This window comes from Acinetobacter sp. 10FS3-1 (assembly GCF_013343215.1).
Classification (GTDB): domain Bacteria; phylum Pseudomonadota; class Gammaproteobacteria; order Pseudomonadales; family Moraxellaceae; genus Acinetobacter; species Acinetobacter lwoffii_C.
In genome coordinates this window covers 1-23,657 of the sequence record NZ_CP039147.1, presented here as the reverse complement: position 1 = coordinate 23,657, position 23,657 = coordinate 1, and the positions used below count along the sequence as shown (strand labels likewise).

Below are 23,657 nucleotides of genomic sequence, written 5' to 3'. Positions count from 1 at the left end.
TTCGGGGGAATGGATTGAGATGAACATTAAAGAGCTTTTTTACAAGCCATTAGATCGTGCGATTAACGGGGTCGTAAAAGCAGACCAGAATGACAATACTACGGTTTATCAGGAACTCGATGAGTATGTGGTCACCAATGAACTGGAAAAGCATTTTCGGGACTTTTTCCAGTCTTATGGCACAGACCTGAGCGATCCTTCGATTGCCAACCGTGTCGGCGTATGGATTTCGGGCTTCTTTGGTTCAGGTAAATCACATTTCCTGAAAACCTTGTCGTATATTCTGGCCAATAAAGTGGTACGCGATGCGGAAGGTAACGAGCGTAGCGCCGCAGAATTCTTTGATGAAAGCAAAATTCGTGATGCGTTTATCCGTGCGGATATTGGCAAGGCCGTCAGCCATCATGCCGATGTCATCCTGTTTAACATCGACAGTAAAGCCAGCTCCAATGATGATGGCAATCCGATCCTGAATGTGTTTTTACGTGTGTTTAACGAGTATCAGGGGTTTAGCGCGGATCATCCACATATTGCCCATATGGAACGTCACCTGAGCCAGAAAGGTGTCTACGAACGCTTTAAACAGGCGTTTGAGGAATCCAGTGGCATGTCCTGGCTAGAGGAGCGTGACGGTTATCAGTTCTATCAGGATGATGTCGAAACTGCGATTTCTCAGGCACTGAATCTATCAGCAGAAGCAGCGCATAAATGGTTTGAGGATTCTGAGCAGACCTTTAGTGTTTCGGTCGAAAACTTCTGTCAGTGGGTGAAAGAATACCTGGACAGCAAAGGACCCCAGCAACGCATGTTATTCTTGGTCGATGAAGTGGGGCAGTTTATTGGCAGCGATACCCGCTTGATGCTGACATTGCAAACCATTACTGAAAACCTAGGTACGATCTGTAAAGGCCGCGCTTGGATTATCGTGACCTCACAGGCAGACATCGATGCTGTTTTAGGTGAGATGTCTTCTTCCAAAGCCAATGACTTCTCCAAGATTGCTGGGCGTTTTAAAACCCGTTTATCACTGTCCAGTTCCAATACCGATGAAGTCATCCAGAAACGTTTATTACGTAAAACCCCAGAAGCAGAATCATTGCTCAGATCGGTGTTTGAGCAAAAGGGCGATATCTTAAAAAATCAGATTACCTTTGACCGTTCAGGCCCAACCCTCAAGAACTATGAGGGGCCAGACAGCTTTATTCATAACTATCCTTTTGCGCCGTACCATTTCCAGCTGGTGCAAAAAGTATTTGAAGAAATCCGTAAAGTCGGTGCGACCGGTGCACACCTGGCCTATGGTGAACGGTCCATGCTAGATGCGTTCCAGATGGCCGCGAATGCGATTGCCACAGATGAAGTCGGGGCACTGGTTCCTTTCCACCGCTTCTATACTTCAGTGGAAGGCTTCCTGGATACAGCAGTGAAGCGTACCATCGACCAGGCAGGGCAGAATAAGACCCTGGATGGTTTTGATGTGCAGATGCTGCGTACCCTGTTCATGATCCGCTATGTCGATATCATCAAAGGTACGCTGGATAACCTGGTGACTTTGTCGATTGAGAAAATTGATGAAGATAAGCTGGCATTGCGCAAGCGGATTGAAGAGAGCCTGCAGCGTCTGGAAAAAGAAAGCCTGATTACGAGGAATGGCGATGAGTTCCTGTTCCTGACTAATGAAGAGCGCGATATCACCCGTAAAATTAAAGCCACTGACTTAGCAGCTTCAGAAGAAAATAAAGAGTTAGCCAACCTGATCTTTAAAGATTTACTGCGCGATCAGAACAAATACCGCCATCAAGCCAACAAGATGGACTATCAGATTGGTCGTTTTCTGGATGGTCATAGCCTGGATGGCAAGTATGAGAGCGATTTGAAAGTTGAAATCATTTCTCCGCTGGATACGGAATACAACCTCTATACTGAAGCTTACTGTATTGGTAAAAGTACTCAGGCCGAAGGACAAGTCCTGTTTAAACTGGCAGACGATAAACAGTTCTTTAATGAACTGCGCACCTGGCTGAAAACCAATAAATTTATTCGGTTAAATGATGATGGCACTCAGTCCGATATCAGCCGTATCCTGGCAGACCGTGGCCGTGAGAACCAGGAGCGTAAAAAACGCCTGCGTGCCCGGGTCGAAGAAATGTTGCTGGACGCGGAAAGTTATGCCTTGGGTCAACACCTACAACTTTCATCTTCAAGTCCAACCACCAAGCTGGATGAGGCTTGTCGTTATTTGCTGGAAAACACTTATACCAAACTGAGCTATCTGCAAGTCTATCAGCAGGATGCCTGGCGTGAACTGAACGCTGTTTTGACTGTGGATGATATGGCGCAGTTAGGCCTGTCACTGGATGGTGGGCAGAGCAATCCGAAAGCCCTACAGGATGTCGAACAGTACATCTCGCTGCGTGCAACGGGTACCGAACGTATTCTGGTGTCAGATGTGGTGGATCGTTTTGCCAAACGTCCTTATGGCTGGCCAGATGCCGAAATTTTACTATTGGTGGGTCAGCTGGCTGCGATGGGGCGGATTTCTCTGCAGTTAAATGGCGGCAGCTTACAGTTGAAAGATGCCTTTGAGCCTTTACAAAACAGCCGCCGTCGCCGTGATGTGTCGATCATTAAAAAACGCCAGACTGATGATCAGGTCTTGAAACAGGCACGCCAACTCACCCAAGACCTATTCTCGGCCATGGGACCAGCGACAGAAAAAGAGCTGTTTGAATTCTATACCCAGCATTTTAAAAACTGGTTAGGTAACTTTAAGTCGTATAAGAGTAAAACTGATGTCGGGCAGTTCCCGGGCAAGAAAGTGATTGAAAAATCGATTCTGACTTTGGAACGTCTGCTGGCGAATAGCGACAGCTTCGATTTCTTTAAAGCCGTGGTTGAGAACAAGGACGACTATCTGGATCTGGAAGAAGACTATCGTGACATTCACGAGTTCTTCACTAACCAAATGCCAAGCTGGCAACAACTGCAGCAAGCCTTACGTCATTTTGAGAAAAACAAACAGGCACTGGGCAGTGATGAGGTGGCAAAAAAAGCCCTCTCCGAATTACACCGTATTTCCACCCTTGAATCGCCCTATGGCCTGTTAAATAAAGTGGCTGATTTGGTTCGCACTGTGGAAAGCGTCAATGAGCGACTGTTGAGTGAGAAGCGCAGTCAGGCGATAGAACACATTGATGACAAGATCAAGCAGCTGGAAGCCGAGATTAAAAACAGTGGTATTGCCACCGCTGAGCTGAGTAACAAGCTATTACGCCCACTACAACTGCTGAAAACGGATATTGAAGTGGAAACTAGCCTGTCCACCATCTATATGCTGCAAACCCAAACCAGCGTCGAGCGTTTTGATGAAGCCTTGTATGAGCTGGAGAGTGAAGTTCAGGTGGAAATCCAGCGTCAGGCCAAAGCGGCACAAATGGCTCAGAGCAAAGCTGAGAGTGTAACCAACACTACAACCACCTCCAGCCCAGCTACATCAGCACCTGCTGCGAGTCCGGTACAGCCTGCGATAGCCGTAGTGCCACCGAAACCGGTAGTCGAAGTCGATGTCGCCAGCATTTACAGCAAAAGCTCAAGTAGTGTCTACCTGGAAACAGAAGAATCAGTGGATCAGTTTGTAGACGCACTCAAAGCTGAACTGAAAAAAATCGTGAGTGATAAAAAGCGTGTGCGTATCCGCTAACTCGGCTTAGGGATATCGGCATCAGTCATTAATTAAAGGTTGAACTATGAATACCAGTAATATTAAAAAATACGCACCGCAAGCACGAAATGATTTTATCGCAGCCATGCGCAAGCAGGCCGCCAAATACGGCATCACCGCAGACAGCATTTTACCGGCAGAACAGAAAGGGGATTTGCTGCTGATTGGCGATCAGGTTTTTCCGCTATCCGTCATGAAACCACGTGACAAGCTGATCAAACGTATTCAAGCAACTAGCTTTGAGCAGACGATTGATTATATCGCTTACAGTTGGTTTAACCGTCTCTGTGCGATTCGTTACATGGAATGCAAAGGCTTACTGGATCATGGTCGCCGTGTACTGAGTAGTGCCGATGGTAGTGCAGGCTTGCCGCAGATTCTGGAAGAATGTCTGGACATTGAGCTACCGAATTTAGATGCAAGCCGTGTGGCTGAACTCAAGCTGGATGGCAATAAAGACGAAGAACTGTATCGGGAGCTATTACTGGCTCAGTGTCATGCGTTGAATCAGGTGATGCCGTTGCTGTTCGAACAGGTTTCTGATGAGTCAGAACTGTTATTACCGGATAACCTGACCAAAACCGACTCCTTGATTCGTGATCTGGTTAGCAGCATTCCGGAAGAAGACTGGTCGGATGTGCAAATTATTGGCTGGTTGTATCAATTCTATATTTCTGAAAAGAAAGACCAGGTGATTGGTAAAGTCGTCAAGAGTGAAGACATTCCTGCAGCGACACAGTTATTCACCCCAAACTGGATTGTAAAATATCTGGTACAGAATAGTGTCGGTCGTTTATGGCTGATGGCACAGCCTGATAGTACGCTTGCTAGTGAGTGGGAATACTATATTCAGCCTGCTGAGCAAAGTGATGAAGTCAATGCACAGTTAAAACAGCTGATTGATGTGCGGATCAGTGAAGATGGCGATACTTTAAACCCTGAAAGTATTACGGTGCTGGATCCAGCCTGTGGTTCGGGGCATATTCTGGTGGAAGCTTATGATTGCTTAAAAGCGATTTATTTAGAGCGTGGTTACCGTAGCCGCGATATTCCACGGTTGATTCTAGAAAATAACCTATACGGCATTGATATTGATACTCGTGCGGCACAGCTCTCTAGTTTTGCGCTATTGATGAAAGCACGTGAGGACGACCGCCGTTTATTTAGCAATCCACCGAAGCTCAATATTATTGCGTTGCGGGATAGTCAGCCTGAGCGTTTGGATGCATTCAGTCAGGATTTGGCAAGTACTGGTATTGCTCAGACAGATTTAAAAGAACTGCTGGACCTATTTGAACATGCTTCGACCTTCGGTTCTTTGATTCAAATTCCTGTAGCATTTGCTAAAAAATTGCCTGAATTAGAAAGTAAGCTAAACACAGCTTTAGAATCAGGGGATATTTTTGCGCAACAGTCAGCACAAGAGCTGTTACCTTTAGTCAAGCAAGCCAAATTACTCGCTAAACAATATGATGCTGTAATTGCCAATCCGCCGTATATGGGCAGTAAGGGCATGAATACAGCACTTAAAGATTTTGCCAAAAAGAAATTTCCAGACAGCAAGTCAGACCTGTTTGCCATGTTTATTGAACGTGGTTTTAACTGGTGTAAGGACAGTGGCTTTAACAGCATGGTGACCATGCAAAGCTGGATGTTTTTATCCTCTTACGAAGCGATGCGTGAAAAGCTATTAAAGGATCGAACATTGTCTAATATGGTGCATATGGGTAATGGGGTAATGGGTATTGCTTTCGGTACAGCTGCAACTGTGATGTTGAATAAGCATATTAGTGATTATGAAGGTAGCTTTTCTTATTGTGAAAATGATGATGTAAATGAAGATGGGGTTCCCGAAAGTTTCCCTGTACAGAATGAGCGACTAAAAACAGCAAAACCAGATGATTTTAAGAAAATTCCAGGTAGTCCAATAGCTTATTGGATAAGTTTAAAATTTAATAATTGTTTTGAAAAATTACCTCTCATTTCAAACGAAGCTTCAGCAGTATGTGGTATGACAACTGGAGAAAATGCACTTTATGTAAGGGAATGGAGCGAAATAGATTTTCAAAAGTTTGGAAAAGAATTTCTATCATCTAATGATGCGATGGCATCTCAATTGAAATGGTTTCCATATGCAAAAGGTGGAAGTTATAGAAAATGGTATGGGAATGCTGAAAATGTTGTGAATTGGGAAAAAGATGGACAAGAAATTATAGCTTCAGGTAGAGCATACCCTCGTGCTAGATCTCGTTATTTTAAACCATCTGTTTCGTGGTCTTTCATCTCTTCATCATATTTTGGTGCACGCCAGCAACCAAATGGTTTCATTTTTGATATGGCTGGGTGCTCACTTTTTCCACAAGATGAAAAAAATTTAGCTTTTTATACTGCATTGTTGTGCTCTAAATCGGCATCAGCTTTTCTTAAAATCATAAATCCTACGTTAAATTATCAAGTGAATAATGTTGGCTCTATTCCGGTACCTAAAAATATTGATACTAAGTTGGTATCAGAAATTTCAACCAAATGTGTACTAATTGCTAAAACTGATTGGGACTCTTATGAAACCTCATGGGATTTTACTCAAAACCCAATCCTTCGTACTCAACAGCCAAACCTAGAACAAGCTTTTAACACCTGGCAGCAACAAAATGCTGACGCCGTGGCTGAAATGAAACGTCTGGAAGAAGAAAACAACAAGCTGTTTATTGATGCTTATGGATTACAGGATGAACTGACACCAGATGTACCTGATGAGCAAATTACGCTTACCCGTGCTGACCGTGAAAAAGACAGCCAACGTTTAGTGTCTTATGCCCTTGGCTGCATGATGGGACGTTATAGTCTAGATGAAGCAGGTCTAATCTATGCCCATGCAGGTAATCAAAACTTTGATGCCAGTCGTTATAGAACATTCCCAGCCGATGCGGACGGTATTATTCCACTCACCGAAATGCACTGGTTTGAAGATGATGCAACACATCGTATCCAAGAGTTTTTAACTGCGGTTTGGGGCAAAGACACGCTGGATGCCAATATGCTGTGGCTGGCAGAAAGCTTGGATAAAAAAGCAAGTGAAACAGCAGAAGATACGATCCGCCGTTACCTCGCCAGCAAGTTCTATAAAGACCACATGCAGACCTATAAAAAGCGCCCAATCTACTGGTTATTCAGCAGTGGTAAACAGGGTGCTTTCCAGGCGTTAGTGTACTTGCACCGCTATAATGAAAGCACTTTGGCACGTATGCGTACTGAATACGTTATGCCACTCATTTCCAAAATGGCAGCCTATGCTAACTCTCTGGAAACTGACAAAGAAAATAGTGACTCTGCGGCTGAAATCAAACGTATTGAGAAAAAACTGCAAGACTTGCATAAGCAACAGGCTGAACTGAGTAGCTTTGAAGAAAAATTACGTCACTATGCCGATCAGCGTATTTCACTGGATCTAGATGATGGGGTAAAGGTGAATTATGGCAAGTTTGGGGACTTGTTGGCTAATGTGAAGGACATTACTGGAGATAAGTCTCAATGATAGTAGGAATCTTTCTTCGATATTTTAAAACATATCAAGGCATTAATTATATCCCTATTACTGATGAGGACAGATTTTGTGGTCTTGTTGGCGAAAATGGGATAGGCAAAAGTTCTGTTTTGGAAGCATTGGATTGTTTTTTTAATGGAAAAGAATGGAACTTACATACTTCCACAAAAAAGAGTGGCATAACCGTTACTAAGCCTCAAATTGTTCCAGTATTTTTAGTTAAAAAAGATGTTTTTGAGGAAGGCTCTGCTGACTTCCAAAAAGCATCTATATTAAGTGATCTAGCTTTAGGTATTTCAGAAGATGCTGCTGGTCCATCTACAAAGTCACATTTAAAAAGATTTATTGATCATCGTGCAAATATAATACGTAATTTGGATGTCGGGGATTATTTTTTGCTTCCTATAGGAGAAGACTATAATGGCAATATATCTCTCTCTATTTTCAATACACGAGTTCTAGTTACAAAGCTATTTGATAGCACGATTGAAGACGATAAGAATAACCTGAATGCAGATGAGTTGAATGGATTTAGACCGATCTTAGATGTTATTAAAAAATTAATTGAATATATTTATATTCCACGAGAACTTGATCCAGAAATATTTACAAAATTAGAGACCAATGAGATTCAAGTCTTAATGGGTGAAAGCTTAAATGATATTTTAAGTGAAAAAGTTACAACTCGACAAATCAATGAAATTAATAAAAATCTAAATGCTTTTTTAGATAAATTGGAAAGTGAATTAGAAATTTATTCTTATAGAACACCTACTGATAGACAGCAACAACTAAAAAAGGCTGATGTATACAACCTAATTATTCAAGCATTTTTTAAAATTAGAAAATTGCATAAAAAACAAGGTGATGTTTGGCTTGAAATTAGTTCACTTAGTTCAGGAGAAAAACAAAAAGCAATTATTGATGTAGCACATAGTTTATTAACCAAGCATAGAAGTAGTGGTGCAAATTTAATTATTGCTGTTGATGAACCAGAATCATCCTTACATATGTCTGCTTGTTTTGATCAATTCGATGCACTTTATGATATTAGTCGAGAATGTATGCAGGTCATGTTTTCATCGCACTGGTATGGATTTTTACCAGTTATAGAGTCAGGTAGTGCGACAATTATTTCTAAGATAGAAGGTACACACGTATTTGATCAAATAAATCTTGCTTCCTATCGAGAACAAATCAAGCAGATGACCGCTTCTTCAAAAGGAAGATTGCCTTTTGATATTCGGTTAAAGAGCATGAATGATTTTGTGCAATCTGTAATAACTAGCTCAATGGGGAGTGAACCATATAATTGGCTTATATGCGAAGGAAGTTCTGAAAAAATTTATCTTAATAAGTATTTTGAAGATCTTATCGAGTCAAAAAAACTACGAATAGTGCCAGTTGGTGGTGCCAAAGAAATCAAGAGGTTATATAAATATTTAGAAACTGCATATGAAGATTTTAAGAGTGAAATTAATGGAAAAATAATTCTAATTTCGGATACAGATGCTGAGTTTGTAAGTTATAACGTCAGTAATTCTGAAAAGCTAATTTGTAAAAGGATGGTAAATTGTAATACCGAAAAAACCACCAAGTTAGTGAATATCCAATCAAACCCAGTTTCACCTGCTACCGAAATTGAATCTTCCTTACCAGGTAAAACCTTCTATCAAACTCTATTATCTTTTAAAGCTGATTATCCTGAAGATTTATGTTGCTTAACTAAAGATATTGAAGAAATTTCTGATCAGGTATCTTATTTTGCATTAGATCTAAGATCTAGTGAGTGGGAAGCTATAAATAGATTCTTTGACCAAGATAATAATAAATTTAGGTTTGCGAAGCGATATATCGAGAATATTGATGAAAATCATGCTGTACCAAGGTGGATTAAGGAAATTAGAGGGTGGCTAGACTAAATGAATCTTGATCAAATCAAACAAGGTCTGGAACAAGCCTTTTATACTGAAAAACACCGAATTGTCTTTTGGTACGATGCTGAACGGTCCTTTAGCGACGAAGTACAGGCATTAAAACTGAAAGATGTCAAGATTCTGAATATGGCAGAAGAGTCGAGTCTGGCGATCAAGCTCAAACTAGAACTGCAAGATCAGCAGGGCAAATACTTGCTGTATTTCCCAAGCCCTGAGCCTGAAACCGAAAAAGACTGGTTACTGGACATCAAGCTGTATTCACGCAGCTTCTATGCCGATCGTTTCTCGATTATTTTCAATGAGCTCGGTTTACAACAACAAAGTTTAAGAGAACATCTGGCCAAACGTGAAGAGTTCCTCAAAGCCAAAGCGCGTCTGAGCACCTTAAAACGCTATATCCAGTCTGATGCAGATGAACAGGATCTGGATATGGCCATGATTGCCGCGGTGGTTAAGGCTGACAGTGCCGAGCTGATGCATATCGTTCTGGCACTGGCAGATGAAATGGTACAGCAGAATCTGGATCTGGAAGTAAATCCAGACTCCTTTGCTGAACTGGAAAAGTTCCAACTAGTGCCAGCTTTAGTCACAGCATTACAGGCGGAAATTGGTTATCCAGCATCGGTTGAAGAGTTGAATGGGGAAGCACCATTCAAGCTCGGTACGTTCTTTATCCGTTTGATGACTACAGGTTTCTGTGAAAGCTTGGGCGATATCCCCGTATGGGCCCAGGAACTGGTGATGTCATCCGTCAGCTCCCGTGCGACGGCTAGAGCCTTTTTGTCGCGCTGGAGAGACAGTTCTAAATACTACCCAACCTTCGATACACTCTCCCAGACCGTGGCCAATGCACTGCGGATCCAGGAGAAGGTCGGGGCCTTTGATCTGGAGCAGCTGCTCGATGTCATGACCTTTGAAGTGATTGAACAAAAGATCATTGTCGATCTGGCCAGTCATATCCCTGCAGCCGCCAAGGCTGAACTGGAAAATTTCAAAACGGTTATTTCTACCCGTCTGGATGGTTATTGGGCTTCCAAACATAAGGATGATGCAACACGCCGTAAATATCGTACTGTCTATACAGCGTTGCAGGCAGCCATTGAGCTGTTTAGCCTGCGACAGCAGTTTGATGCCGGTTTCTATTTCGACTCGAGTGAAGCTTTGTATAAAGCCTACGAGCAGGATTTGTATCGCTTTGATATGGCTTATCGCCACTACAGTGCTGCTTCTCAACGCGCTCATGTCGATATCCTTAAAAAACTCGATGAAGAAGTGGAAAATTGCTATTCCTACTGGTTTATTGACCACTTGGCACGCAACTGGGGCGAGCGTGTAGAAGCTGAGCAACGTCTGAATGTTTGGAAAATGACGGATATCCCAAATCAGCAGAACTTTTACGATACTCACGTTAGACCCTTACTCAGTTCCGCAACGAAACGCCGTATTGTGGTAATTATCAGTGATGCTTTCCGTTATGAAGCTGCGGTAGAGCTGCGCGATCGTATCAATGAAAAGCGTTATTCTGAAGCGACCTTGTCTTCACAGCTGGGCGTTGTTCCAAGTTACACCACACTTGGCATGGCCTCGTTGTTGCCGCATCAGACTTTGGAGTACAAAGAGGCTGCAGGTGATGATGTTTTAGTAGATGGGCAGTCCAGCAAAGGGACTGCAGCACGATCCAAAATTCTGGCTGCCTATAATGGATTGGCGGTTACCGCTGAAACGGTAAAAGGTTGGTCGCGTGATGAAGGCCGTGAAGCACTTAAAGACCATGATTTGATTTACGTTTATCACAACGTGATTGATGCTCGGGGAGACAGTGCCTCTACAGAATCAGAAACCTTTATGGCGGTGGAACATGCCATTGAAGAGCTGACTGAACTTAGCCGCAAAATCTTGATGCATTTCAATATTTCTACCCTGTTGATCACAGCCGACCATGGCTTCTTGTTCCAGCAAAGTAAACTGGAATCTGCGGATCGTTCAAGCTTGACTGAAAAACCGACCAATGCATTGAAAAGCAAAAAACGCTATGTGATTGGGCATGGTTTACCAGAGAGCAAGGAAGCATGGAAAGGCTCAACCCAAGCTACGGCAGGCACACTATCTGCGACTGATTTCTGGATTCCAAAAGGGGCGAACCGTTTCCATTTTGTAGGAGGCTCACGTTTCGTGCATGGCGGCATCATGCCTCAGGAAATCGTAGTGCCTGTACTGACAGTGAAACAGCTGCGTGGTGAAAAGGCTGGACAGCGGACCAAGCGTAAAGTTGAGGTCATTTCTACTAAATCCACGCTGAAAATGGTCAATAACATCCAGAAGTTTGATTTGATGCAAACTGAAGCTGTCAGTGAGCTGGTCATGCCAGTGACCCTGTCGATTGCCATTTATGATGGGGATCTCAAAGTATCTAGTGAAGAAACCTTGACCTTTGATAGCAGTACCGACTCTGTTGCGGAACGGGTTAAACAGGTCAGACTGTCATTGTCCGGTACTGATTTTGACCGTAAGAAGGATTACTTCCTAGTGCTGAAGGACAAAGACCTGAATATCGAAATGCAACGCTATAAGGTCACCATTGATCTGGCATTTACCGATGACTTCTTCTAATAACGAATTAACGATAGAGCGTAGCCTACATGGAATCTGCTAACGATAAAGAACTGGATCAGCTGCTGAATGAACACTTTGCTGGGCGGGTGGTACGTAAGGATCTGACTAAACTGATCAAAGAAGGGGCAAATGTCCCTGTCTATGTACTCGAATACCTGCTGGGGATGTACTGTGCCTCGGATGATCCAGAGATCATTGAACAGGGACTACGTAACGTAAAGACCGTACTGGCTGAGAACTACGTCCGACCGGATGAAGCCGAGAAGGTGAAATCCCTGGTCCGTGAACGGGGCAGTTATAAGGTCATTGATCGGGTGACCGTAAAGCTGAATGAGCGTAAAGACAAATACGAAGCATCATTTAGTAATCTGGGCATCAAAGATGCTGAAATCTCGGCAGGCATCGTCAAAGAGTATGAAAAGCTGCTGGTCGGTGGTATCTGGGTCATCGCCACACTCAGCTACTACTTTGATGAAGGGCAGACCAGTTCTCCATTTGGCGTGAGCTTACTCAAGCCGATTCAAATGCCGAATATGAATATGGATGAACTTTTCAGTGGCAGAGCAGCATTAAGCACTGATCAGTGGCGCGAGAGTTTAATCCGTTCGATCGGCATGGAACCGGCTTCGCTAAAAGAGGATGTGCAATGGCACCTATTAGCGCGTATGGTTCCGTTCGTTGAAAATAACTATAACGTCTGTGAACTTGGACCACGCGGTACCGGGAAAAGCCATATTTACAAAGAGTGTTCACCGAATAGTATTCTAGTTTCAGGTGGGCAAACCACTGTCGCCAATCTGTTCTATAACATGAGTAGCCGCCGTATTGGTCTGGTGGGGTTGTGGGATGTGGTGGCCTTTGATGAAGTTGCCGGTATTTCCTTTAAGGACAAAGATGGCGTACAGATCATGAAAGACTACATGGCCTCAGGATCTTTTGCCCGTGGTCGTGAACAGATGGAAGCCTCAGCTTCGATGGTTTTTGTGGGTAATATCAACCAAAGTGTGGAATCCTTGGTGAAGACTAGCCACTTATTGGCTCCTTTTCCTGAAGCAATGATCGATTCAGCATTCTTTGATCGCTTTCATGCCTATATCCCGGGTTGGGAAATTCCAAAAATGCGTCCGGAATTCTTTACCAACCGTTATGGTCTAATCGTTGATTATCTTGCTGAATTCTTCCGGGAAATGCGTAAGCGTAGTTTTGCGGATGCCATTGAGAAGTACTTCAAGCTAGGGAATAACCTGAATCAGCGCGATGTGATTGCCGTTCGCAAGACGGTTTCTGGATTGATGAAGTTGCTCTACCCACACGGTCAGTTTAATAAAGAAGATGTACGCCAGTGTCTGGAATATGCGCTGCAGGTACGCCGTCGGGTCAAAGAGCAGCTGAAGAAAATTGGTGGTATGGAATTCTATGATGTTCATTTCAGCTACATTGATAATGAGACGCTCGAAGAACATTTTGTATCAGTCAAAGAGCAGGGTGGTGGCGGACTGATTCCCGAAGGTCCAGCCAAGCCAGGTTTCTTATATACCATCGGGCTCAGTAATAAAGGCATGCCGGGGTTATACCGCTTAGAACTTCAAGTGACCAAAGGTTCAGGAAAATTGGCGACATCAGGCTTATGGAATTCAAGCAGTGCCAAGGAGCAGGTCAAGATCGCATTTGACTACTTCAAAGCCAATGCATCTCGAATCTCGGGGGGCAGTAAGGTGCTGGAACATGATTTCCACTTACATGTGGTGGAATTACAGAATACCGGCCCACTCAGCCATCTTGCTCTGCCAAGTTTAGTGGCTTTCGCCTCTGGCCTATTAGGACGTCCAATACAAAGTCAGATGGTGGTACTGGGTGATATGAGCTTGGGTGGTTCTGTGACACCGGTGGAAAGTATTGCTGAATGCCTTCAGGTTGCTTTTGATGCTGGTGCCAAGAAGGTCGCCTTACCAATGAGTAGTGCGGCAGATATCCCTACGATTCCTGTGGAACTGTTTACAAAGTTTCAGACCAGCTTCTATGCAGATCCCGTAGATGCGGTATTTAAAGCTCTGGGTGTGGATTGAGTTGATTCTGTATAAATCAGTTAAAGAGAAAAGCTTTTGAAATGATTAGGAAATATGAATCACATGAAGGATTTAATAACAGCTATTTTGGTTAAACAGCCCAAACTTACTGCTAGAGAAATTGCCAAAACTCTTGGTATTGAAAAGAAAGAAGTGAATGCTTTCTTATATAAAAATCAAGATATATTTTCACAAGATGAAGCCTTTTGCTGGTCTTTAGCTATAATCCCGTCAGTTAAAAATTTAGAAAGACCAATGATGAACTCTGAACTTGAATTAAATGATATTAATTAATGGTACTGCCTGCGCTCCAGCATTTAATTTAATATTAGGTGCTAGTTTTTTTAACTGTAAGTATAAAAAATCAGAGGAATACCCTTTGTTTGGAATAACCGCATTTATTTGCTGATTAGTTGCACAAGTAACTTTATTTTGTGCAACTTTTCCAATTGTCGAACCAATACAAACAAAAAGAACCGAGTTTTCAGGTATATGTCTGCACTTATCAAAACCTTCTACTGTTAATGTCGTTTTTGTTGTTTCAATATAACGATTTTCTTGTATATCTGCAGGGCTAACAAATAAGAACTCACCATTATAATATTCTCGTTTAGATGTAGTTGGTGTACTGCCTGTAATAATTTGGCTTATATCCACAAGAGCTGAAGAATTCCAATCCCCATCAAACTCTTTAAATCTTAACTTTGGTGCAGTCATTACTTCACCTCCGCAAAAGGTGAATCAATGCCAAGCTCTTTGCAGAATTCAGCAATGACTTTGTCGGTACTTTTGCTTTGTTCTTCAAGTTCTTTGAGTTGCTGCGCAATGGCATTCAGATCAATTTCATCTTCAGCTTCAAAGGTATCGACATAACGAGGAATATTGAGGTTGTAATCGTTATTTTTCACTTCTTGCAACGTAGCAACCTTGGCATATTTTTCAATGTCTTGGCGGTTTTCATAGGCCGCAATGATGTTTTCAATATGCTCTGGCAACAGCTTGTTTTGGTTCTTTTGTTTTTCGAAGTCATTGCTGGCATCAATAAATAGAATATTGCCTGTATGCTCACGGTTTTTCTTCAGCACCAAAATACAAGTTGGAATAGATGTGCCGTAGAAAATGTTGGCAGGTAAGCCAATTACAGTATCAATCACGTTCAGTTTTTCGATAAGGTATTGACGGATTACACCTTCGCTTGAACCACGAAATAACACACCATGCGGAAGAACAACTGCCATCGTGCCGTTGTGATCGAGTTGATGAAGCATGTGCTGAACAAAAGCCATATCCGCTTTTGAACTTGGTGCAAGCTTACCAAAACGGCTAAAACGCTCGTCTTGTAAGAAGATTGGATCTGCTGACCATTTAGCTGAGAATGGAGGATTGGCGACCACTGCTTCAAAACGCTGATCAATGTGCTGTGGGCGAGTGAGGGTATCTTCTTGCTTGATATCGAATTTAGCAAAGTGAACATCATGCAGAATCATGTTCATTCGTGCCAGGTTGTAGGTGGTACGGTTCATCTCTTGGCCGTAAATCAATCGACATCTTGAACTTCACGTTTTACACGTAAAAGTAATGAGCCTGAACCACAAGTCGGATCATATACTGAACGCAGGCGTTGTTTGCCTTGAGTTACGATCTTTGCAAGCAAGGTGGATACGGTTTGAGGTGTATAGAATTCGCCTGCTTTTTTACCTGCACCAGAGGCAAACTCACCAATCAAATATTCATATGCATCACCTAATACATCTGATTCTGAGTTACTGAGATCAAAATCGATGTTGTCTAGGTGTGTCAGTACTTTGCTGACCAATTCATTACGATCGTTGGCATTGTTGCCGAGTTTGGTTGAATTAAGGTCGAGATCTTCAAATAGATTGGCGAAGTCATCTTCAGATTCAGCACCCAAAGTACTACGTTCGATTTCTCGTAAGGTATTTGAAAGTTCATCAAGAATGAATTCACCTTGACGACCACGTTCAGCAATTGTGTGGAACAGCTGCTTTGGAGCTAGGGCATAGCCGACTTCTTCTACTGAGTTTTCTTTGATACCGTCAATCAGTTCAGCGTGATCAGGGTTATTTTCATCAAGTTGATGGTATTGTTCTGCCAAGCCTTCATCTTTAAGTAATTCATTGGCAAACGTAATTGCTTTTTCAGACAGGTATTTGTAGAAAATGAAGCCGAGAATGTAGTCACGGAACTCATCAGCTCCCATTTTTCCACGTAAATCGTTCGCAATATTCCAAAGATGTTTTTGTAGTTGTTGAAGTTGAGTCATGAAGCAAGAATCTCTAGTAATACCTAAATTTGCTTAAGTATAGCGAGTATCTGCTTATAAAAATTAGGTTTTTGGTTCCTAATACCCGAATTGGGTGTATGAGATTTTATGTTAAACGGATTTTTAGAATTCTTAAGATCCAATAAAATGGCGTCAAAAAAAAATTTACTTTTCATAAATTTTATACTAAAATTTATTTGTGGGAATTTATCTGCTTTTTTTGCAGTTGTTTAATTCTTGAAGTAATGATCACACTGGTATCTGACATCGTCAACAGTCAATGACTTAATACTTCGGAACTTAGTAATGGAAATAGTTATGAAAACTTATGTTTCACCACAGGAACAAAAAAGAGATAGCAATGTCTCTCGCATGACTACTCGTGTTGACAAGTCTGTCCATGACGTAGTGGCTCGTGCAGCAAAGATTGGTGGTTTATCCATCAGCAAATATATGGAGCAAGCAATTCTTAAGCAGGCTTTAGCTGATATCTACTTTGAAGATATTGCATTATTAAGTCTTAAATCTAAAGAAGAACTTGCATGGTTAAGAACACAATTAAACTCTAAGTTTTCTGACAACAATACGCTTGTACAGAAGTTAGAGCAGCTAGAGGTAAAAAAACGTAATGCAGGGATCACCTACAAATCAGCTCGTCGAAAGCTATTCACTTAATCAATTTCAACTTTGTGATTTTGACGAGTTGACCCCCGATCAACTAAAAAGCCGAAAAGATTTTAAATTAGAAGAAAAATATCTGAATATTCATAAAACATTTATGAAGATTGTTCCTGACAAGGAATTACGTAAGAAGCGCCCGTATTCAGTATTATATTTGATATCCCCAAATAAAATTGTGGGATTTATTATTTTAAAATATAGAACCAATCTCCCAAATAGTTTTAAGCAGAAGCTGCAATTGCCTACAGGGACTCAGGCTTTGGAAGTTTGTTTTTTAGCTGTTGATCAAGATTATCGAGATAGAGGTTTTGGTGAAACCCTATTAATTGAGGGTATCTCACTAGCTCGAGAGTTTGCCGCAGAGAATCCACAATGTTCAATTTTATATTTGAATGCTGCTGATGAAAAATCAGCTAGATTCTATGATAAGCAAGGTTTACAGAGATACCAGAATTCCCTCGTGTTTGTGCAATCATTACTCTAATCATATGTGTAGCAAGTTTAAAATAACCCCCTAACCGACGTTAGGGGGTGTGCATTCAGAGGAGGATAAAATAACTGTAAATCTTCCTAAAAATCTGACCACAGATATGACTGAATCAGCAACTATCCAGTTTTAATATGATTAACCTAAACCATAGAAACTTGCTATCGATTGTGCCAGTAATGTTCCTGCAGTAGCTATCCCAATATCCCAAGAGCCATTTGCAGCCTTCCCCATCATTGTTGCAATCCAACCACTGACATTTTCACCAAGTTTATTTGACTCTGTAGGTATAGAATCATGCTGAATTGCTTCTTTTAAAGTTTGAATGTCAGAGAAAGCTATATTATTAGCTGCAAGATATTTAGCCAAAGAATCAAAATCCATTTCTTTTATGTTAATCTGATTATTTTGATTAATTGTTCCACCAGATATTGTCCCTGCAACACCCTGCAGGTTTTGAATATTGAAATGATTTACAGACATTGCAGCTTCTTTTTCCTTATCGCTAAATTTAAGACCTTTACCCAGGATTCCATCTTCTTCTAATTGTAAGGACCAATTCAAAATAATATTTCTTAATTTTGAGGTTATTCCTAATAACTGACTTCTCTTAAATATAACCCTGGGCTCTAAGTCATATCCACCTTGCAGAGACATCAATTGGCGTTTCGCTTGGTTACTTATAACATTTTCAAAAGAATCACCGTCTTGTTTTAGTAAATTATTTATTTCGCCAACGGACAGATTAATAGAAATAGATGTGACAACTTCATCTAGATCATCTGGAATAATAAAAGTCTGAAAGCCATGATAAGGATTAAATACTTTCAGTTGCCCTCTAAACTTACGATATTCAGGAAGCGTATTTTTTTCATATCCTTCTAGTTCTAACTCACACCATTTTCTAAATTCTTTTATTTTTAGCTTTCTCGCCACTAATAAAGATTTATTTAATAACTCCTCAATATTACTATTGGGATCCGAAGCTAAACTTTGAAGTTGTAAAACTATTGAATCAGACAATACTAGTACCTATAAGAATATAATAATTAAAAAATCGCCCTACTAATCTTGATTATTAGAGAGCGATTCTGAAATTAATTTTTTAACAACCCTAAATTGCTTCAGGATCTATATCTAACCCAGTAGGAGCCAAAGATAAATTACCGAAGACTTGATCTACTTTAAGTGAAGCCATACCTTGTGCTGAAATATTTAGAGAGTTAGTAGTAGCATGGCGTTCAGCATGTACTTCTAAGGTTACTTGTTTCTGTAAGGTGGGCAATTGAGCTGGTTCAACTAAATCGTATTTAGTATTCCAAACATCCACTACAGAACTTGGATTAAATTGCTTTTCTTCTTCTTTTTCTAATTTCACAATAGTTGTTGCTAATGAACGAACCAAAGCACGATTGACAATATCCATAACTTACTCCCAACATTAATTAGGTGATTTATAACACACCCCAAACAATCGAAAGGTCAAACTATTTCCTACTTTTTCAAGTAAAAGTGTAAAAATTAAAGCTGAAAAACCAACAACAGTCGCAATATTTCCTACCATAGCAAGCCCTCCCAGAATGTTAGCTATTAGACTAGTGATTGAATTGTTGTATCCAAACAAAAGCTCCCAATATTTGTCTTAGTTATCCAACCTTTCGATTGGATGGGGCAGAGCTATTTAATAGTCTATTTATGGCTGCATGTTGTCAATAGTCATTTTGATTACTTCTAAAAGTTTAAAGGTACTTAATATTTTAGGCTTACTGTAAGAATCATCAAAGAAAATTAAAGATAAAGCTAAAAGGATATTTTCTTCAGAGAATTCTGATAAAAGAATAGAAAATGTTGCTTTATTAATCTTTCCTCCTTTTAAATGTAAAAGTCTATTTTTTTGTAATATGGGAATTGACTTATATTCAGATAGATCAGCTATAGAGGTTTTTAGTTCTTTAAGTTGGTAAAAATTCGATTCAATACAGTTGCTTAAAATACTTTCAGTAAATTCTTGAGTATTAGTATTGATAAAAATGCACTGATCAAATTTGCAATTTATAAACTTACATTTACGGAAAATAGTTGCATAAAATACACATTTTTTAAAGTGAACATTCTTAAATTTAGAGCCATTTAAAATTACTCCGGAAAAATCTGATAAAAAGATATTTGTGGTATTAAATGAACATTTTCTTAATCTCGATCCTCTAAGATTTACATTAAAAAACATAGTATTATTAAATGATAATTTAGAAGAAATAGATTTTGATAGTAGTAAATTAGAATAGTTCTTTCGAAGATTTCTATTCTTTTTTGAAAACCTAGGTAGCTTAGACATAAACATTTATAAGTGAAAATAAAAAATATATTACAAGACTATAGATTAAGAATTCCTACAATTAACATGATACGGATTATACGGAGCCCTAATCTAAGATCACGGCTGTTTTCTATGAAAATTAAGAACTTCTTATTTTCCTTTTAGATGACCATTCTCTATCTGATAGCTCATTGTATCAAATAAGAAGTCTGCAAGTGTTTTGGCAGAATTTACTGCGAGCTTTGCATGGTGTCTACTTGGTTTATAGGTTACACCATGTGCATCAGACATTTTATTTCTCATAGTGGCAAGGCCATTAATTATATTAGATAGCCCTGACAAAACTTGTTTAAGCGAGTCAGAAATATCCTGCCTGCTTGGATCTAGATTTAATAGCTTTCTTACTCGATTAAAAATTTTAACTAAGTCTCCATCATTTCCTTTAGCATTAGGATCTAGTTCAGCTTCAATTTTCACACACACTGCTTCAATTAAGCTACGTGCATTAGTTATGGCACCAGAGTAGTCTTCAGCCTCAATTTTAGCTTTACATTTTTGGATTTGTTCTTCTATAAGAAGTTCACTAAGTTCTTCAGATTTTTCAAATCTATTCTCAATTTCAATAATTGTTCCAGCTAACTCTCGTACTTTGTAAAAATTTCCATCTCTAACTACTTCATAGCCATCATAATTTAAAATTTCATTGACTTGAGCAGCACAAGTTTCTACTAAATGACCCTTAGGCGTAAGATCGATCCAGAGCCTAGGGTCAAGCATTTCTCGAATGACATCTTTTAGCTTGGGCTTACCATTCAGTTCAGAAACTTTTTCTTTTGCATAAATAGCACGGCTTGGAAAACCTTGTCCATAGGTTTCCCTAAAGCCCATTTTATTGAAAAATTCCACAAGATCGACCCCACGTCTATAGGGCCAGCCTTCGAGGTCCCCAGCTATATATTCGCCAATACGTTGAGTAGAAAAGTCAGATAATTTCATCGGTTTAATTCAGTAAATGTAAAATTTATATATTACTAATTATGGCACTATCTATAGGCAATAGTGTAATGATAGGAATAGTTACACATAAATCTTTTATTTTTCAAAGCTATAGTTCAATATTTAAAGCCACTTTTTTCCAATCGAGGTTTTTTTTATATTTTTTCATGTTCCATACTCACTATTCAAGATAGTGTTCCATGAATTGAATCAGTTTTACTGCTGAATTGAAAGTAATTAACTAATTACTTTTTCAGCTTCTTATGAATAAGACCAAAATATGTATCCAAAACTAGTAAATTTAGACTATACCCTAAAGTTACAATCTGGAAGTTCATGAAATTATGTATCATTTAAATGATTTTTAATCATAAGTAACATGTAACTTTAGTGTTAAAGAATTATAATTTACGAAATTGTTCATTTTTATCCAATTGGGGCGTGAAAAAGTGAAAGGCCAAAAAGTAGGGTATGTCCGGGTAAGTTCTGTCGAGCAAAACACTGGACGTCAACTTGAAGGAATTGAGGTCGACCGGATTTTTGTTGACCGTGCTTCAGGTAAAAATACTGACCGACCTAAATTTCAGGAAATGTTGAACTATGTCCGGGAAGGGGACAGGGTGATTGTACATTCAATGGATCGTTTTGCGCGAAGCCTAAAAGATTTGGTCACTGAAGTAGATAAACTGGTCAAACGAGGGATCGCCATCCAGTTTGTAAAAGAAAATATTACTTTTACAGCCGAATCCACCCCGATGGATAATTTGATGCTTCAAATGATGGGTGCTTTTGCACAGTTCGAACGTGAGATCATTTTAGAGCGGCAAAAGGAAGGAATAAAACTCGCCTCTGCTCAGGGGAAGTACAAAGGTCGGGTGCATAAACTAAAGCCTGACCAAGCTGAAGCTTTACGACAAGCATGGAAGGAGGGGAAGTATCCATCGAAAATGGCATTAGGGAAAGCTTTTGGGATTAGTCGTCAGGCGGTATACCGATATTTACAAGTTAGTGAATAGCTTATTGGGATTAGCAACTAAATTTAGTTTAACTTATAAAAATCATGAAACACTGTTCGAATTTTAAGCGTGGAACATGAATAATCAATAAAAAGCCGCTCTGCTGGTGCCCTATATTTCAGAACGGCTTGCTTTAATATAATGATATTTAAAGAGAAATATCAAGCATTACGTATAACGTGTATTATGTTAATTTTAGGAAAAGTGAAAAATAATCTACAATAGAATCTACGAAAAATTGGCCATCAATTATGCCTGATTTCTCCAGTGGAAATAATTGGATTGTGAGATCCCCCACTCAAAATCATAAATTAGAAAGAATTGAAGCATTTCTTTCCAATTATGCTTATAAACCTCACCGACATGATACTTATGCTATTGGCAGGACTCTTTCCGGAGTTCAAAACTTTCATTACAAAGGTACATTGCAACATAGCTTGCCAGGCATGACTATGGTTCTACACCCGGATGAAAAGCATGATGGTGAATCAGGAACATTAGATGGCTATCGCTATAGAATGATTTACACCGAACCAGCGATGATCCAAACCATTTTAAAGGGTAAACCTTTGCCTTTTATCAGACATGGCTTAAGTAATGATATTCGCCTGTTTAGGGCAATGGATAGCTTTCTAAATAATATAAATAATTATATGGATACCCTAGAAGAGGAAGATGCTCTATTTGATTTGGCAACTACACTGTGTGAAATTTCAGATACTTCATCTAACCAAAACAAAAAATTTGACTACAAGGCAGCAGAGAGAGCGCGTGAGTGTATTTTGGCGTATCCACATGAAAACTTAAGTTTGTCAGATTTAGAGAAACATGCTGATCGTGACCGCTGGAGCCTTTCTCGTGATTTCCGATTATTATTTGGAACTAGCCCACACCGTTATATGATCATGCGTCGCTTAGAAACAGTTAAGTTCTACCTTGCTCAAGGGGAGTCTATTGTTAATGCTGCTTTAAATGCAGGCTTTTTTGATCAGAGTCATATGACCAGACATTTTATAAAAACATTTGGTTTAACTCCCACTCAATGGAAAATGATAAATATTAAAAGATAGCCGTTCGATTTGAACGGCTAATTTGTCCTACAGCAGATTTATTCCATTAAGAAAATCTTTGAACATAAAAAGCCCTGATAAAATCAAGAGTATACCCATCAGCTTATTTAGCCGATTAAACCAGATAGGATTAGCAATTTTGTTGCCTAATACTTTTCCAACCAGAGCATAGGTGAATGGTGCGCCAACAGCACCAAGTGAAATCAGTAAAGAAACTATCAAGATCATGATTCCTGTGATTTTGGCTGCAGGGTACATAATTGTCGTAACAGGTAGAATGACGAGAATGGCTTTTGGATTTAATAACTGAATAAATAAGCCATTTAAGAATGTTAGATGGCTTTCTTGCTGTTGAGTTGTTTCTACATTCGCCCTAATCATTTTTATAGCCAAGTAGAATGTATAAATTGCACCCGCTAAAGCAATATAATGAATCAATCCATGTGGAATAACAGCTTCACCTATATAGCCAAACAATACGAATAAGATCAACATGGCGAAACCAATGCCTAGGTAAAATCCTATAGTCTTTTTTAATTGACCTGTAAGGCCAGAATTTAGCCCCATAAAATTTACAGGGCCTGGGCTATACATAACGCTTAATGTATAAAGAAATATTTCCACAGAGTTCACTCAATTAGATAGCAATAAACATCAAAGAGAGAACGGTATCGAGTTATAGGCCTTAAAGATTGTACGTTTGTGCTGAACTAATTAAAAATTTCTATTTAACTTATGTTCACCTAAAGTTCACTTCATAAGTGTATAAAGAAACTATGTATTGTATTTTCAATTGCTTATATAAATATTAGTCTTGGTTTAGAATTTTAAAGTTCATGAACTATGAGAAAAAACTAAGATACGATCAAAATTGTAGAACAACAAAATTATTTATACTAATTTACAAGCCACGCTGTTTAAGCGT

15 protein-coding genes and 2 pseudogenes are annotated in these 23,657 nt (G+C 39.8%); 10 read left to right on the top strand and 7 right to left on the bottom strand.

Going from position 1 to position 23,657, the window contains the following annotated elements:
• Window positions 1-19 precede the first annotated feature (19 nt).
• From brxC to E5Y90_RS16705, 6 genes and pseudogenes are all read left to right on the top strand, one after another.
• Window positions 20-3,700: a BREX system P-loop protein BrxC gene (gene brxC / locus E5Y90_RS16730; RefSeq protein ID WP_174660691.1), complete on the top strand. Its 3,681-nt coding sequence runs from the start codon at window positions 20-22 to the stop codon at window positions 3,698-3,700.
• A 46-nt stretch (window positions 3,701-3,746) separates the two neighbouring features.
• Window positions 3,747-7,256: a BREX-1 system adenine-specific DNA-methyltransferase PglX gene (gene pglX / locus E5Y90_RS16725; RefSeq protein ID WP_174660690.1), complete on the top strand. Its 3,510-nt coding sequence runs from the start codon at window positions 3,747-3,749 to the stop codon at window positions 7,254-7,256.
• Complete coding sequence (locus tag E5Y90_RS16720; RefSeq protein WP_174660689.1) at window positions 7,253-9,187, top strand: AAA family ATPase; 1,935 nt, start codon at window positions 7,253-7,255, stop codon at window positions 9,185-9,187. Before pglX ends, E5Y90_RS16720 begins: the two co-directional genes overlap by 4 nt.
• A complete protein-coding gene (gene pglZ / locus E5Y90_RS16715; RefSeq protein WP_174660688.1) occupies window positions 9,188-11,812 on the top strand; it encodes a BREX-1 system phosphatase PglZ type A in 2,625 nt (874 codons plus the stop codon). It abuts the gene before it with no gap.
• 29 nt (window positions 11,813-11,841) lie between these two features.
• Window positions 11,842-13,881: a protease Lon-related BREX system protein BrxL gene (gene brxL / locus E5Y90_RS16710; RefSeq protein WP_174660687.1), complete on the top strand. Its 2,040-nt coding sequence runs from the start codon at window positions 11,842-11,844 to the stop codon at window positions 13,879-13,881.
• A gap of 63 nt (window positions 13,882-13,944) precedes the next feature.
• A pseudogene (locus tag E5Y90_RS16705) lies at window positions 13,945-14,169 on the top strand (hypothetical protein); the annotation flags it as partial.
• On the opposite strand, the gene E5Y90_RS16700 reads toward E5Y90_RS16705, so the two are convergent.
• Together E5Y90_RS16700 and E5Y90_RS16695 are read right to left on the bottom strand one after the other, a co-directional pair.
• Window positions 14,158-14,598 (bottom strand): restriction endonuclease subunit S, encoded by a 441-nt coding sequence (locus E5Y90_RS16700; RefSeq protein ID WP_174660685.1) that lies wholly within the window; start codon window positions 14,596-14,598, stop codon window positions 14,158-14,160. The pseudogene E5Y90_RS16705 and the gene E5Y90_RS16700 overlap by 12 nt on opposite strands.
• Window positions 14,598-16,165: pseudogene (locus E5Y90_RS16695) on the bottom strand (type I restriction-modification system subunit M). Before E5Y90_RS16695 ends, E5Y90_RS16700 begins: the two are co-directional and overlap by 1 nt.
• Window positions 16,166-16,483: 318 nt before the next feature.
• Between E5Y90_RS16695 and E5Y90_RS16690 the strand changes: the two are divergent.
• The gene (locus E5Y90_RS16690) at window positions 16,484-16,840 is read left to right on the top strand and encodes a DUF1778 domain-containing protein (protein ID WP_096902441.1); all 357 of its coding nucleotides are present in this window, start codon (window positions 16,484-16,486) and stop codon (window positions 16,838-16,840) included.
• Complete coding sequence (locus tag E5Y90_RS16685; protein ID WP_174660684.1) at window positions 16,794-17,330, top strand: GNAT family N-acetyltransferase; 537 nt, start codon at window positions 16,794-16,796, stop codon at window positions 17,328-17,330. The genes E5Y90_RS16690 and E5Y90_RS16685 overlap by 47 nt, the downstream gene beginning before the upstream one ends.
• A 141-nt stretch (window positions 17,331-17,471) precedes the next feature.
• Here E5Y90_RS16685 and E5Y90_RS16680 read toward each other — a convergent pair whose 3' ends face one another.
• The 4 genes from E5Y90_RS16680 to E5Y90_RS16665 all read right to left on the bottom strand — a co-directional run bounded on the left by E5Y90_RS16680 (window position 17,472) and on the right by E5Y90_RS16665 (window position 20,646).
• Window positions 17,472-18,356, bottom strand: coding sequence for a hypothetical protein (locus E5Y90_RS16680; protein ID WP_096902439.1), 885 nt, complete (start codon window positions 18,354-18,356; stop codon window positions 17,472-17,474).
• Window positions 18,357-18,447: 91 nt separating this feature from the next.
• Complete coding sequence (locus tag E5Y90_RS16675; RefSeq protein ID WP_096902438.1) at window positions 18,448-18,759, bottom strand: hypothetical protein; 312 nt, start codon at window positions 18,757-18,759, stop codon at window positions 18,448-18,450.
• Window positions 18,760-19,026: 267 nt separating this feature from the next.
• Window positions 19,027-19,668, bottom strand: a complete 642-nt coding sequence (locus E5Y90_RS16670; RefSeq protein WP_096902452.1) for a pentapeptide repeat-containing protein — start codon at window positions 19,666-19,668, stop codon at window positions 19,027-19,029.
• Window positions 19,669-19,800: 132 nt separating this feature from the next.
• On the bottom strand, window positions 19,801-20,646 hold the full coding sequence (locus E5Y90_RS16665; protein WP_096902437.1) for an abortive infection family protein: 846 nt from the start codon (window positions 20,644-20,646) through the stop codon (window positions 19,801-19,803).
• A gap of 449 nt (window positions 20,647-21,095) precedes the next feature.
• Between E5Y90_RS16665 and E5Y90_RS16660 the strand changes: the two genes are divergently transcribed.
• Together E5Y90_RS16660 and E5Y90_RS16655 are read left to right on the top strand one after the other, a co-directional pair.
• A complete protein-coding gene (locus E5Y90_RS16660) occupies window positions 21,096-21,662 on the top strand; it encodes a recombinase family protein (RefSeq protein WP_000678311.1) in 567 nt (188 codons plus the stop codon).
• Between the two features lie 251 nt (window positions 21,663-21,913).
• Window positions 21,914-22,732, top strand: coding sequence for an AraC family transcriptional regulator (locus E5Y90_RS16655; RefSeq protein WP_096902758.1), 819 nt, complete (start codon window positions 21,914-21,916; stop codon window positions 22,730-22,732).
• 27 nt (window positions 22,733-22,759) lie between these two features.
• On the opposite strand, the gene E5Y90_RS16650 is transcribed toward E5Y90_RS16655, so the two are convergent.
• Complete coding sequence (locus E5Y90_RS16650) at window positions 22,760-23,356, bottom strand: LysE family translocator (RefSeq protein ID WP_074163998.1); 597 nt, start codon at window positions 23,354-23,356, stop codon at window positions 22,760-22,762.
• Window positions 23,357-23,657 lie beyond the last annotated feature (301 nt).

Excerpts from the sequence above, each read along its gene's own strand:
- brxL (WP_174660687.1), top strand. The coding sequence starts at position 11,842 with ATGGAATCTGCTAACGATAAAGAACTGGATCAGCTGCTGAATGAACAC.
- pglX (WP_174660690.1), top strand. The coding sequence starts at position 3,747 with ATGAATACCAGTAATATTAAAAAATACGCACCGCAAGCACGAAATGAT.
- E5Y90_RS16675 (WP_096902438.1), bottom strand. The coding sequence starts at position 18,759 with ATGGATATTGTCAATCGTGCTTTGGTTCGTTCATTAGCAACAACTATT.
- E5Y90_RS16685 (WP_174660684.1), top strand. The coding sequence starts at position 16,794 with ATGCAGGGATCACCTACAAATCAGCTCGTCGAAAGCTATTCACTTAAT.
- E5Y90_RS16720 (WP_174660689.1), top strand. The coding sequence starts at position 7,253 with ATGATAGTAGGAATCTTTCTTCGATATTTTAAAACATATCAAGGCATT.
- E5Y90_RS16700 (WP_174660685.1), bottom strand. The coding sequence starts at position 14,598 with ATGACTGCACCAAAGTTAAGATTTAAAGAGTTTGATGGGGATTGGAAT.
- pglZ (WP_174660688.1), top strand. The coding sequence starts at position 9,188 with ATGAATCTTGATCAAATCAAACAAGGTCTGGAACAAGCCTTTTATACT.
- E5Y90_RS16655 (WP_096902758.1), top strand. The coding sequence starts at position 21,914 with ATGCCTGATTTCTCCAGTGGAAATAATTGGATTGTGAGATCCCCCACT.
- E5Y90_RS16670 (WP_096902452.1), bottom strand. The coding sequence starts at position 19,668 with ATGTCTAAGCTACCTAGGTTTTCAAAAAAGAATAGAAATCTTCGAAAG.
- E5Y90_RS16690 (WP_096902441.1), top strand. The coding sequence starts at position 16,484 with ATGAAAACTTATGTTTCACCACAGGAACAAAAAAGAGATAGCAATGTC.
- brxC (WP_174660691.1), top strand. The coding sequence starts at position 20 with ATGAACATTAAAGAGCTTTTTTACAAGCCATTAGATCGTGCGATTAAC.
- E5Y90_RS16665 (WP_096902437.1), bottom strand. The coding sequence starts at position 20,646 with ATGAAATTATCTGACTTTTCTACTCAACGTATTGGCGAATATATAGCT.